The 11,705-nt window shown below is 44.2% G+C and carries 16 protein-coding genes; all 16 read right to left on the bottom strand.

Going from position 1 to position 11,705, the window contains the following annotated elements:
* Window positions 1-209: hypothetical protein (locus tag H6S82_RS05625; RefSeq protein WP_191056071.1), on the bottom strand; the 209-nt coding region annotated here is incomplete at its 3' end.
* Window positions 210-287: 78 nt separating this feature from the next.
* Window positions 288-872: a hypothetical protein gene (locus tag H6S82_RS05620; RefSeq protein ID WP_191056070.1), complete on the bottom strand. Its 585-nt coding sequence runs from the start codon at window positions 870-872 to the stop codon at window positions 288-290.
* Window positions 873-1,616 carry a M23 family metallopeptidase gene (locus H6S82_RS05615; protein WP_190463016.1) on the bottom strand — a complete coding sequence of 248 codons (744 nt, stop codon included), beginning with the start codon at window positions 1,614-1,616 and terminating at the stop codon, window positions 873-875.
* Between the two features lie 22 nt (window positions 1,617-1,638).
* A complete protein-coding gene (locus H6S82_RS05610) occupies window positions 1,639-2,151 on the bottom strand; it encodes a hypothetical protein (RefSeq protein ID WP_190463014.1) in 513 nt (170 codons plus the stop codon).
* Window positions 2,144-2,566 carry a hypothetical protein gene (locus H6S82_RS05605; protein ID WP_190463012.1) on the bottom strand — a complete coding sequence of 141 codons (423 nt, stop codon included), beginning with the start codon at window positions 2,564-2,566 and terminating at the stop codon, window positions 2,144-2,146. Before H6S82_RS05605 ends, H6S82_RS05610 begins: the two co-directional genes overlap by 8 nt.
* A gap of 15 nt (window positions 2,567-2,581) precedes the next feature.
* Window positions 2,582-3,448: a hypothetical protein gene (locus H6S82_RS05600; RefSeq protein WP_191056069.1), complete on the bottom strand. Its 867-nt coding sequence runs from the start codon at window positions 3,446-3,448 to the stop codon at window positions 2,582-2,584.
* 1 nt (window position 3,449) lies between these two features.
* Window positions 3,450-3,635, bottom strand: a complete 186-nt coding sequence (locus H6S82_RS05595; protein ID WP_190463009.1) for a hypothetical protein — start codon at window positions 3,633-3,635, stop codon at window positions 3,450-3,452.
* Entirely contained in the window at window positions 3,623-3,868 is a 246-nt protein-coding gene (locus H6S82_RS05590; protein ID WP_190463007.1) for a hypothetical protein, read from the bottom strand. The genes H6S82_RS05595 and H6S82_RS05590 overlap by 13 nt, the downstream gene beginning before the upstream one ends.
* A gap of 14 nt (window positions 3,869-3,882) precedes the next feature.
* Window positions 3,883-4,548 (bottom strand): hypothetical protein, encoded by a 666-nt coding sequence (locus tag H6S82_RS05585; RefSeq protein WP_190463005.1) that lies wholly within the window; start codon window positions 4,546-4,548, stop codon window positions 3,883-3,885.
* A complete protein-coding gene (locus H6S82_RS05580; RefSeq protein ID WP_190463002.1) occupies window positions 4,520-4,891 on the bottom strand; it encodes a hypothetical protein in 372 nt (123 codons plus the stop codon). The genes H6S82_RS05585 and H6S82_RS05580 overlap by 29 nt, the downstream gene beginning before the upstream one ends.
* Window positions 4,892-5,305: 414 nt before the next feature.
* Entirely contained in the window at window positions 5,306-5,704 is a 399-nt protein-coding gene (locus tag H6S82_RS05575) for a hypothetical protein (RefSeq protein WP_190463000.1), read from the bottom strand.
* A 158-nt stretch (window positions 5,705-5,862) separates the two neighbouring features.
* Window positions 5,863-6,180 (bottom strand): hypothetical protein, encoded by a 318-nt coding sequence (locus H6S82_RS05570; protein WP_190462998.1) that lies wholly within the window; start codon window positions 6,178-6,180, stop codon window positions 5,863-5,865.
* A gap of 32 nt (window positions 6,181-6,212) precedes the next feature.
* A complete protein-coding gene (locus H6S82_RS05565) occupies window positions 6,213-7,622 on the bottom strand; it encodes a DNA cytosine methyltransferase (protein WP_190462996.1) in 1,410 nt (469 codons plus the stop codon).
* Window positions 7,623-7,745: 123 nt separating this feature from the next.
* On the bottom strand, window positions 7,746-8,252 hold the full coding sequence (locus H6S82_RS05560) for a RusA family crossover junction endodeoxyribonuclease (RefSeq protein ID WP_190462994.1): 507 nt from the start codon (window positions 8,250-8,252) through the stop codon (window positions 7,746-7,748).
* Window positions 8,253-8,262: 10 nt separating this feature from the next.
* Window positions 8,263-8,529 (bottom strand): hypothetical protein, encoded by a 267-nt coding sequence (locus H6S82_RS05555; RefSeq protein WP_190462992.1) that lies wholly within the window; start codon window positions 8,527-8,529, stop codon window positions 8,263-8,265.
* Between the two features lie 230 nt (window positions 8,530-8,759).
* A partial coding sequence (gene dcm / locus H6S82_RS05550) for a DNA (cytosine-5-)-methyltransferase (RefSeq protein ID WP_191056067.1) occupies window positions 8,760-11,705 on the bottom strand: 2,946 nt, incomplete at its 5' end.

The following is an 11,705-nucleotide window of genomic DNA, read 5'->3' as shown; positions in this document are numbered from 1 at the left end:
AGAAAGGTATCTAAGAAGCTAAACCCAGATTCTGAAAAATCGTGATATCCATCTGATTTCAGATCCTTGCTAACATAGCGCTGCGCGAACAGTGCTACATCACCCCTGGACTGTTTCCATAAATTCTGACAACTTTCAAGCCAACCCCCATCAAAAGTGCCATCATCATACGTTACGCATTCCAATACCCAATCAATCCAATCTTTCATCGCCTTCGTTTCTGATCTGATTGTGATTTGTCGTTGCATAATATCTCCTAATTACCTAAAGCTTTCAAATTTTCAAGCCTATGATTGGGGCTTTAGCATTTGACGACCCCTGGAAATCTGCTCTTTTAAAGCTTTTACTTCCGGTTTATCTTTTTTGGTAGAGCGCTGAATACTTTCCAAATATTCATCCGCCTTGAAAATTCTTGCATATGCTGACTTGCTGACCTCTTGAAACAAGCGAATGCCTTCTATAGCATCATCAACAGTCTGTGATAAATCTTTTTTGTTTTCTTGTTTGAGAACTTCAGAAATAGCTTCAAGCTTTATCAAAAAATCGTATTCTTCGCATACAATTTTCTCTTCTTTTCTCCTTTCTGCTCTCTCAACAGAGGCTTCAATACTTTTAAGCTGCCCAAAAACCCTGGCTCTTCCCCATTCAGCAATGTCACCAATTTGAACTGCCGTGCCCCCTAGATTTTTGTATTCGTTCCACAGAAGCATTTTAAGCTCCGCAAGCAAATCAGCATAGTGAATATCAAAACTAGCGCTCGCGCACGCCCAAGCATAACAAACAATTTTTAATTGATGTTCGCAAGCCTCAATGCTTTCGGGCATATTTAGATTAGCAACAGATAATCTACTCATAATTTCTCCTTCAAACATTCAACGATTAACAACGGCTAGTTTCAGAAAATCCTGCAGACGCCACTGCAATTCGCCATTGATGTAAACTTCTAAATGCAAATGTGGTCCGCTACTACCCGGAAAATTGCTTTTGATGTAACTCAATTTTTGTCCGGCTTGTATCTTCTGACCTAGAGAAAACGATCGCAGTGGTTCTCTTTCCAGATGAACGTACCTAAGCTTGACTTTTTTGCCCTTCCAATTACTTTCAATGCCGATAATGCCACCTACTCCAGAATCTGGTTTGAGTTCGACAATTGTTCCTGGTAGAACCGCAACTACATCATCTTGGTAAGCTGCTAAATCGATGCCTGCATGAATCCTGTTGTTAGGTCTAGGACTACCCGGTAAATCGGTGATTCTAGTGGTAGCAAGGGTTTTTCCACCAAGCGGGAATATCGGTTTACCAGTATATTTATTAGGCACAGTTTTGAGTGCGGATGAGGAAGAAGTGAACGTTCCAGATTTAGGAGCCGTAGGGGGTGACGGGGAAGCAATCTGCCACAAGCACAAAATTGTCAGTGCTACGCATATCCAATCCCATTTATCTGACAGAGCTTGTGGAATATGGGTTTGTTGCGCTGCAGCTCTTCGAGGCGGATGCCCTAACGGTTGGCTATTTACATCACTAACCGATGTTAAGTCTGGATGTTCTCGATCGCATGGCTGCGTTCCTTTTTGATGTTTATTTGTGTCTAACTCGACAATCAATTTGAATTCCACAGCCATCACTCATGACTTAACACTAATACTGAGGCAAGTTGTAGTCGTAATCAAAATTCTCCTGTGGCTCTACGTCAGTGTTCCTCAAGGTGCCGCCTGAGTTTTTCGAGCCAAAAAACCATGCACTGACTACGAACAAACCAATCAGAAAAATTGCTCCGCCTGCCACTACCCCAGTCATTACACCTAAGTTTTTGAAAGATTTGACTGGGCGCTGCACTAATGCTTCGATTACCGATACAAATCTCCAGAAAAATACCCACTCATGGTCGATATGCAAGCGGTGTACTTTCCACCAGCTTACAATTGGGATAAATAACTGAGGAACCTTTGGCTTATCGGGTGCCATCGCCTGTTCGTGCGGCATAACGTAAACGTTATATGGTTGCATTGCACCAGCAGGACCTGGGGGAACCATCTTCCCATTTCTCGGACTGTTTGTACCAGATGATTGTTGAATTGCTGCGGCTAAACTATCGGGGTCGTTCACTGCCAAAGGGTTAAATTCTCTGCGATCGTCTCTATCTCTAGACATTTTGATTTCCTACCTTTTGGTTAAGTTTGGCATTGAGTAAAGAATCAAATTCATCTTCGTTGAGTGGTTGCCCAACGGGGGGTTCTTCAGGGCGGGGGAATGGAATAACATTGCTTACCTCATAAGATGCTGCTACTTCTGGAGTTGGCTGCGTTTCTGCTTCAGATGGAGTAGCGCTATCTACTTCTTTATTTGTCTCGTTCAATTCGTGCAGTGTACAAGCCAGAAATACCAGTCCCGCTCCCACCACGCCCACTCCACCCCAGAACTGGAATCCTGAATTTTTACTCACTCGTTCAGAAGGCCAATTGGTGTTATCGAGATAGTTAATTGCGTTAGATTTGGTCGCGGTTCCTGCAAAAACTATGCCGAAAATAATCATCAAGATTGATACACTTATCTTGACGGCAGTCATTTACATCACCCCCAACTATTTTTTAGGTTTGTCGATCTTAGGGATGGGTTCGACTTTTTTAGGGTTGGGTTTCTGTTGCGCCTTGTTTTCAGCGTTGCTCTTGGGTTTATCCTTGGGCTTAATAGCTGAGCCAAATTCACCCGGTTTGACAAGAAGAGATTTTTCTACGCTAAAATCTGGGCGGATTTCCAGTGCTTGCAATTCTCGTACTTGCCTGTCCATCCCTTTGGCGAGGTACAAATCGTAAGTCGCTTTGGTAGCACCATCTAAGGATTTACCCAGACCGCTAACTGTTTCTACGCTCGAGTAATCTACGGAATATCTGGAGTGCTGTCCCAATCGATTTGACATCAAATCCACCGTTAGGTGGCTTAGTCTTCGAGCCGCCGTAACTGGTTCTTTTCTCCATTCCCCACTTTGGGATTGATAGACTCTCCACTCTACGATTTTGTCTGGAGATACTAGCGCTACTCTTGACATTTCTTGTTTGATACCAAGTTCGAGCAGAGATGCGGCGTATGTTTCTTCTTGTCGATAAGCTAGAGATTTCCGATCATCAATCACCCGTCTCGCTCTAGCTTTATCTTGTGCGGCTACGGCTAGTAAGGCTTGTTGTAGATAGCCAGGATTTTGGATAATTACCTCTCCTTTGTTGTTGAGAGTGCCAAAATCGAAACTTACTGTAGAAGTGAAAAACTTTTTGTTAGCTGAAGCTAATTTTACTTTAGCAGTCAGAACTCTGTCGGTTTGGGTGATGGTTTTATCTTTGAGCGACATCATCAAACCGATACCCATGATGCCTAAGATTGATAGAGCGCCTACTGTAAATGCGATCGCTGTTACTGGTATTTTCTTTGATGATCGGTTGTATGCAATTGACATATCAAGTTACCATCCGCATCACTTGCCCTGCTGCCAAACCAATCGCGATCGCACCCGCCATTACCACTGGATTCAGGCAAAGCGCAGCGCCTGCGCCTGTAATGATTCCCACCATCGAATTGCCTGCCACATTGAGAATTACACCTACTGCTGCATCTTTTAGCGCATCACTGATTAATCCGAGCATAAACTCCTCTTTTTGTTGAAAATCACTATTAGTGCTAGTGCTGCACCCAGTATTGTTCCGGTTATAGTGCCGCAGATGGTGGGTGCTAAAGGTTCGCGAGCATTATTGCTGACGGCGATGGAAGCTGCTGTTACTGCACCTCCTACAGCACCGATGCTGGTGGCGCAGATTCCCCACAAAGCTGCCGTTGTTACTTCACGGGCTAATACATTGGCAGCTTCGTTGACCTCCATTGCCACCCAAGTGCCTATTTCTGAGCCTGTTGCAACTGCGCCTTCTGGTGTGAGGAACCAATCGCTGTCTGGGGGACTGCTTGAGCTTGTATCCAGTTGTAGATGCGAGAAAATCCGATGTTGTGGATGTTTTGGGTCGATCGATCCGACAGTCCCTGAAAGGTCGCTCCGTATTGCTGCTCTAATTCTTCGCTGCGATGTCCGGTAACCCCTTTTTTTTGGAGTTCTTCATAAGTTTTGTGTGCGACAAATCGCCCTGTCATAAAAGCTTCTTGGGCTAATTGTTGACCTTCTTCATGCTTTCTAAAGATGAAATCGAGGTCGGAGCCTGGGGCAGCTTCTGTTGTGCCATACACTTGCAGACGGAAGGTGTTGAGGTCGAAATCCTCAGATATTTCAGGGGTTTCTGGTGTTTTACCGATACCGCGTGCTTCTAAGTATGCTAATGCCGCTTCGATAAAGTTAGCATTGGCATCGCTTTCTTTGATTGTACGCGCTAGTCCCAATAGAAATGTTTTGGCATCTATTGGCTTATTTTGGTACTCGACGACTCCTACTAATTCGTTGTCTCTGACTTCGATACCCAAAAGCTGACAGATAGTTCTCAAGTCATCGAGCGGGCAAGGTCGATTGCCGAATAGTTGGGAAATTTCACGCGCAGTTTCTTGTATTGTCGCCATTTGACTTTTGCTCCATTTGTAATCTGTAAATTGTTTGAATCGTTACTATGTGGTCTGCCCCCAACTTGTTTCGGGGGGAGTTCAGGAAATTTAGGAGCGTCATTTTCCAGTGTTGACATAACCATCCGTCTAATGTCCATCCTGGCGTTGTTATTTGTTCTCCAAAACCTTTTAAGGTGAGGATGTCGCTACGGATCGCAATGAACAGTTCGTCCATCATCTGGACTTGCGCTGGTTTAAAGCTATGTCCGGCTGGGATTTTTGATACTCCTGCTGCTACTCTGTAATGCTCCAGTCTATTTCTAGATAGCGCCTTGAAAGCTGATGGAGCATACCTTTGCATTAGCTCCTTTCTGGTCTGGGGCTGTATTTGTTCTGGTGGGATTGCATATTTCAACGTAGACATCTGGAACTACCGTTGAACTGACACTGTTATTCTATTGAATTGCCGTGTCAGTCTCGTTACACTGTCACTTTAATTAGCATAGAATTAACCCGCTCGAAGAGGCAATATCAATTTTCCAATTAGGGGAATACAAAAATTGGAAAGTTTAGCTATGTCAGGAGTTTAACTGGTAATTTAATTTAAGTTTATTCCGATTATTGGAATATATGCTAGCGAGTCCCCTTATGTAGGCACGATATCGAACAAGTTCAGCTATAAAAAAACCACCTATACATAAATGGGTGGCGACAGCATATTTGTATAAATTTGTTTGCCCTAAACAGATGATAAGTTAAGAGAGTAGGCAAGCATTTACCATCTAGTTCTATTTTGATAAAGATTGGAGCCGGCTTTTTTAGTTTCTGTGCTATTGCCGTAAGATGCTCTAGTTGATATGCCTCTTGGAGGAAAGTCACCGTTTTCTGGATAGCGATACCTTTCTTTTTCCCATTCTCTTTTCCAAACTATATCAATTTCCTTAAGCATGACGATCGCCCAATCTGGTGCGCCAGAGTACATCCAATGCTTGAGTGCGGAATTGCTGTACTTAAATTCCACTCCAGCACTTTTGAATTTGGCACTTAGAACTATTTTGATAAAGGTTATGCAATCCGAAACTAAATAATTTTCACCTTCTCGCGATGAAGGCGTGAATGGCTTCTTTCTCTCTAGCCAGTATTCCGCAAATTCTGCTACATAAGTTTTTGGCATTTTGGTTAGGCTCTGGGTGGTATTACTTTCGATCGTATACGTGAAGATTTCGAGTGGGACTGTGAGGTATTTTCTTAGCAATAAAGGCAGAGGAAAGGAGGACTTTATGCAGAAAGTAATTCTGATGCCTGCTCTCTGCATGAAAGCCTTCTTCAGGATTAAAATAAGCTTAATTGCCCCTCATTTATACAAGAGTCCCAATCTAATTCGGCTTTCGCGATTAATTGCTGTATACGCTCTATTTCCTTATCGATATCGCAATCTTCGCTGTCGTTGTAGTCCTTAGAAAACAAAGCCCCGTCGGTAATAGCATCGATGACGTAGTGCCAATTACCTATTAACCAATCACCCACCGACTCTAGGTGTTGGTTAACGCAGAATTCTTCTGCTTCGCCGCAGTAACAAAATCCATCAGCAATCAGCACTTTTGCTACTGCTATTGCTTTTCCTTTTAACCAACACGGTAAGTCTGTCATAGATTTATTCCCTTTGATAGTGAAAATTAGTATCAACAAATTTCTGCCAAGGCAGTCAGGATAATTTGTGCCACGCCCGGGGGTACTGCACCGCCGATTTGTCTTAGAATCTGGGCTTTGTTACCCAAGAATTTATATTGAGTGGGAAAGTTTTGAGCTAGTGCCAATTCTGTTGGGGTTAACATCCTAAAGCCCCATTCGTTGAGCTTGCCAATTTTGTCGATATCCTGCGGAGTTGCCAGTAGTGCAAACCTATCTTTCGTTGTTACAGCATGAAGCGGTTCTTTAATAGACTGCCCGATACTTTTACTGTTGTACTGGCAAATGAAACCGGGGGGAATGACGAGAGCGTGTCGAGGACAGGTTGTTACCGCATTGACTGGTTTGTTGATGCTGCCGATCGCATTGTCGCGACTGTAGTAGTACAGTAGAAAGGGAGATGGTACTACCAAAGCATGATGTGCGCCTGATGTGGTAATCGAACCTATCGGTTTGTTAATGCTTCTAGCACTACTTTTCCCATACAGTTCCGTTAGGAATGGAACATTGCCGAATTTTTCGATACCTTTTTTGATGCGCTCTAGCGTATTGGGTTTAAGTTGTTTAGATGTGCCGACTCGCGAACCTATTGTGGGACAAGGTAAACTCCAATCTAATATTTCAGCAACAGCACGAGTATGCGGGTTAACTGGGTTTAAGCAATTTGGGCAGCTATAGTGGTACTGAAAATTAAGTTTACCAATGCGCTGTCCTTTCTTCCAAGTTTGTTTGCCTGCTACCGTGCTATCGCATTCGGGGCAGAAAGCCGCCGGCGATATTTCTAATAATGGTGTTTTTAACTGAGATTGCCAAAAGCAAATAAACAAGCGGTCGCGACTTTGATGGTTTGGTCTTACCGACGACTGCACTACCGATGAGTTAAGGCTAATTTCCTTGTAGTTATAGCCGATGTTCTGGAACGATAGCAGCCAGGAATTATACTTTTTCCAGCGCGTTAGTTCGATGACGTTCTCGACTATAAATGCCAGATAGCGGTGTGTTTCTACAAATTTATAAACTTCTTCGACGGTCAGGCGTTTTTGAGCTAACAGTATTTGCTTATGGCGGTATTCTTCTTTAGCTTTTTGGGATAGAAGGCTGTATTCTAGGGTATCGAACAGTTCTGGTTGATATGCTGTGGTATCTGTGTTCTTAACGCCCGATGCGTGTGTGAACCCTTCGCAACACGGTGAAAACCAGGCTAAGTCTGTTTTAGGGTATCGCTTTGGATTTACTTGAAATACATCTGCAATATCGTGATTAACGGAGGGCAGGTTTTCTTGGTGAGTTGCTATGGCGGTGGCATCGTGGTTGATTGCCATTTTCACTGAGATTTTTCTAGTCTCTACTGCACCCCATGAGGAACCACCTGCACCTGCAAAACAATCTAGTAAGCTAAGCATTTTAGTATGATTGGTAGGTAGACACTATGCTGATTACTTTGCTCGAATGAATCAAATAGAACTGAAATGAAAGCGAGCGAGCCAGCGCACTAATACCACTTTCTTTCTGCGGCGTTAGCAGCTTCATCTTCCCCACGTCAGTAACATTTGAGGATGGAACTTTTCTACAGTAGCGGGTTCTACTATCACCAATGCGCCTTTACGAACTCGGCAAGTTACAGTTTCATACTTTCCGATTGGATTGTGTCGAGCGGTATCGTTTGCCAGGATGCCGCTAGTTACTAAACAATCCAGTATGCTACCCAATCTGTTATCGCAATCTCCCCGTTGCGCCCCTACAAATAATACCGATACTTTGGCTGGGGAAATCGGTAATTCAGCTAGTGGCCAAGGGCTAATCATGCAGTTTTCTATATCGAAAATTTGGCAATTGCATTTTAGTTGCCAACTTATTTGAGAAACAGCTGCATTCTTCCAGTTTCTATAATTGGGATGCAAAAATGCAGCACCTTTACCAAATCGAGGGCGCAGTTTACTCACTACTCTTCCGGGTATCCAAATTCTTAATGCGCTAGGAGAATCAAAGAATGACACAAGAGTGTCATTTTTTATAAGTGTGGGTTTATTCATTGCGATTTACCTATAAAGGTACGCCAAGTAGTTGCTGGACTTCTGTCTTGTCAATATATGTCCACTGAGGATTGCTGGCTTTTAGTTTGATTGGTTGAATCTCACGCTGGTAAGGAAAAGGATAGTGACAACCCCAATCAAATTCAACTAAACTAAATGATTCCAGAAACAGAGAGCTTCGGCCATTATTCTGTTCTGGATAATGTTCTATCCAGATTGTCTTTTTGACATCGAGTTCGTAGTGGTATGCCACAAGGGTAGCTATTCCCTCTGCCATGTTGGTAACAGATGTACCTGAGTTTGTTTCGCTCTCGCTAACTATTACGATTGTTTGTTCGGACGGAGAATATATTCTGACCCGACAATAGCTCTCACAATTGTAATAGCCAGGATAATCGAATTTTCTCGATTCTATTAAAATGGCTTTTTCTAGCATAAATTTAGGCAAAATACAGTGAGAGCGTTATGTAGAAACGCTTTTTATATGGTTCGGTAATCATGCACTACCTAAAATTCGATGTCTTCGTCAGACTGTTCTGAATAAGATACTTGTGTTTCTAGATTGACGAGAATTTCAGCAATAGTTTTGACTCCTTCTTCTAATGCTATTGCATCTGAATGAGTACGTCCCTGCGAGTCAATATATACGCCTTTTTCATACCATCCAGGTATGCCAAGTTGAGCCAGACAGCGACCTATCTGACAAACTGCTTCATCAATTTTCGATTCCTTGTGTTCAATTCTACTTTCTAAGTCTTTGTTTTGTTCCACTAAGTCTTCTGCTTGTGCAAACACGAGAAATTCCTCTTTAGTTATTGCCAATTTTTCTAATGATTGTTGATAATTGGCAATCCGCACGGGGATTTGAAATCTCGTGCCTGGACTTAACACGACTACGGCTCTTTCTCTTGTCCCCAAAGGCAATTCTTCTATTTCTACTTCTCGGAAAATGCCCATTTGATTGACTAAGGCTTGATTGCTATTGGCAATTATCCTCACTATGTCGTTGGGTTGGAATGTTTGGGCTGTGCTGGTGTTATCTGTGGTTTGAACAGATGTATTGCTGTTTTTGAGGGCGTTGATTTCTGATGCTTGTTTCTGTGTTAGTTGTTTGTAGGATTCTAATTCAGTTAGAGCGTTGCTGTATTTCTGTTCGATGGATTGATATGCAGTCCGCAGGGATTCCATCTCTTGCTGCATTACATCTAATCGGGATGAGATGGTGTTATCTGGTGTTTCTACTACCGTTTGACGATTAGCTTTTACTTCATCTAGTTCGGCTTTGAGTTGTTGTATTGTTGAGTCTTTTTCCTGTACGAGTTCGGTTAATTCGCTGTATTCTCTGGTGCTGATGGGAATACCGCCGCCTGCGTTTTTGGTGGTGGGTTTGTGTAAGATGGTGGCTGTGGCTATTGCCAGTTCTGCTAGTGTCGGTTGTGCAAATATTTGTTTGGTTCTCAGTTTGGCTAGTAGTTGTGCTTTGGCTATAATTGGTTCTCGATCGTCTTCACCGATGTTCCAGACTCGAAAAGTACTCGCGCATTCGTCTTGGGTCGCAATTGGATCTATGCTGGTATTTGCGGCTACATAGCTGGCGAGGTTTTTGGCGGCTTTTTCGGTTATGGCGAGTCTGGCTGTGAGTTGACGGCGGGATTTGTCGAGAAGGTTGAGTTTGTTTTCGATGTCGTTCTGTAAGCGTTGGTCTCCTGTGTCTGCTGCGTCTTTGAATGCGGTGTGCAAGCTAGCTGTGGTGGCTAGGATTGTGGTGAGTGCGGTATAAGTATCCTGGCATAATGGTTTGACTTCGTTGATATCGAATTTGCTAACTTCTCCAGTATGCAGTTTGGTGACTGTGACACGATCGTCGTCGATATTTTCTACTCTAGCAATCTCTCCTGAGTCGGGGACGTCGGCGATGATTTTGACTGGGGCGTTGATGGCGAGAAGGGGAATTGGTAGGGTTGTATCCTGATGATTATCGGCTTTCAAGCGAAGTTTTAGTAGTTCTACTGTCCATTTGGTGTCGCTGGTGAGGATTTGTTCGATTTGCTCTTCTGTTCCTGCTAGGAGTATGGCTGTGTGACAGATGGGCATGGATAATATGCGTGAGTACAATGAAGGACATTTTTCGATCAGTTTGGCTTGGCAGAGTAGGTTTCTCAAGTAGCGAACAATTTCTTTGGGGAAGCAGTGTTTGAGGATTTCTTTGACTTCGCTTTGTCCAACTGCGTTTTCAAGTTCTAGTAGTTTGTAGCCGAGTTCTAAGCTAGCTTCTTTGATTTTTCCGAGGGAGGCGGCGTGAGTTGAACCGAGTTCTACTATCTCTTTGGCTAGTTTGATTGTTTTGCTGCTGGTTAATGGTGGGAAGTTGTAGTTGTCTAAGTTAGAAATGATAGTGGTAGATGTCATAGTGGTACTCCCTGTTGTTTTAGTTGTGTTTGTTTGATCAGGTGAAAAACTTTGGGTGTTGCTGAGGGCGTCGATTAGCTGGATTCCGACTGCACGCGCTAGCAGGGGTGGAACGGCGTTACCAATTTGTCGGTGTCCTCGCCATTTGGTGGGATGAAATTGAAACCAGTCGGGGAATGAGGATAGTCTGGCTGCTTCTCGGACGGTGATGACTCTGGGATGTTCTGGGTGGATGGGACGCGGTGCTGTGTGTCCACCTTGAGCGGTTGCTGTTCCGGCTCTGAGGGTGGTGCATTGACGTTGGTAGTCTAGGCGGTACAGGCGGCTGATTGGCTCGATTTCTCCAGTCGGTGCGGTGATGAATCTTTCGATTACTTCTGGTGAATGGTCGGTAAGGGTACAGCCTGTTAGGCGTTGGGGATTCCAGTTGCCCTGTGGGGTGAAGATGATGTTGAGGTACTGGCTGTATTCTCCTGGCTGCCAGTCGGTTTCGATGATGTCTTTATCCAGGGCTAGCAGCCCCTCTAGGGGCAGTAGGTCAGAAAAAGCGTCATAGACTGTGACTGGCTGTTCTAGCGGGGCTGGTGCCTTCGTTGCTGCATCCCGGCAACCGACCCAGAATAGGCGTTCTCTCGATTGGGGTACGCCGTAGTTACTGGCGTTGAGTTTCCATTCTCGGATTTGGTAGCCGTAGCTTTTTAGTTGCTGCCAACAGTTGTCTATGAGTTCTGCGTAGCGTGAGTCTCGCATGGAGGCGACGTTTTCCATTAGGAAGGCGCGGGGCTGGAGTTCTCCTACTAGGCGAACAAAGTGGTATACGCCAGAGTTGCGTGAGTCTTTTGGGTCGCGTTTGCCTATGCGGGAGAAGCCTTGGCAGGATGGGCCTCCTACTACTAAATCGATCGCAACTGAGCTATAGCCGATACTGGAGAGTATTTCTTGACCGGTCAGTTGGGTGACATCGGCGCACAACACAGGGGTGTTGGGGAAGTTTTCCCGGTATTGGGCTGCTGTATGTGGGTCTTTTTCGACTGCTAGGGCGAT

Origin of the sequence: Planktothrix sp. FACHB-1355 (assembly GCF_014748295.1) — a bacterium.
Taxonomy (GTDB): domain Bacteria; phylum Cyanobacteriota; class Cyanobacteriia; order Cyanobacteriales; family Aerosakkonemataceae; genus Aerosakkonema; species Aerosakkonema funiforme_A.
The sequence above is the reverse complement of the archived record's forward strand: the minus strand, read 5'-3'. Positions and strand labels throughout refer to the sequence as shown.

What these genes read in the sequence shown, in the direction of transcription:
- H6S82_RS05620 (WP_191056070.1), bottom strand. Translation starts at nt 872, where the DNA reads ATGTTTGAAGGAGAAATTATGAGTAGATTATCTGTTGCTAATCTAAAT.
- H6S82_RS05610 (WP_190463014.1), bottom strand. Translation starts at nt 2,151, where the DNA reads ATGTCTAGAGATAGAGACGATCGCAGAGAATTTAACCCTTTGGCAGTG.
- H6S82_RS05605 (WP_190463012.1), bottom strand. Translation starts at nt 2,566, where the DNA reads ATGACTGCCGTCAAGATAAGTGTATCAATCTTGATGATTATTTTCGGC.
- H6S82_RS05600 (WP_191056069.1), bottom strand. Translation starts at nt 3,448, where the DNA reads ATGTCAATTGCATACAACCGATCATCAAAGAAAATACCAGTAACAGCG.
- H6S82_RS05595 (WP_190463009.1), bottom strand. Translation starts at nt 3,635, where the DNA reads ATGCTCGGATTAATCAGTGATGCGCTAAAAGATGCAGCAGTAGGTGTA.
- H6S82_RS05590 (WP_190463007.1), bottom strand. Translation starts at nt 3,868, where the DNA reads ATGGAGGTCAACGAAGCTGCCAATGTATTAGCCCGTGAAGTAACAACG.
- H6S82_RS05585 (WP_190463005.1), bottom strand. Translation starts at nt 4,548, where the DNA reads ATGGCGACAATACAAGAAACTGCGCGTGAAATTTCCCAACTATTCGGC.
- H6S82_RS05580 (WP_190463002.1), bottom strand. Translation starts at nt 4,891, where the DNA reads ATGCAAAGGTATGCTCCATCAGCTTTCAAGGCGCTATCTAGAAATAGA.
- H6S82_RS05575 (WP_190463000.1), bottom strand. Translation starts at nt 5,704, where the DNA reads ATGCCAAAAACTTATGTAGCAGAATTTGCGGAATACTGGCTAGAGAGA.
- H6S82_RS05570 (WP_190462998.1), bottom strand. Translation starts at nt 6,180, where the DNA reads ATGACAGACTTACCGTGTTGGTTAAAAGGAAAAGCAATAGCAGTAGCA.
- H6S82_RS05565 (WP_190462996.1), bottom strand. Translation starts at nt 7,622, where the DNA reads ATGCTTAGCTTACTAGATTGTTTTGCAGGTGCAGGTGGTTCCTCATGG.
- H6S82_RS05560 (WP_190462994.1), bottom strand. Translation starts at nt 8,252, where the DNA reads ATGAATAAACCCACACTTATAAAAAATGACACTCTTGTGTCATTCTTT.
- H6S82_RS05555 (WP_190462992.1), bottom strand. Translation starts at nt 8,529, where the DNA reads ATGGCAGAGGGAATAGCTACCCTTGTGGCATACCACTACGAACTCGAT.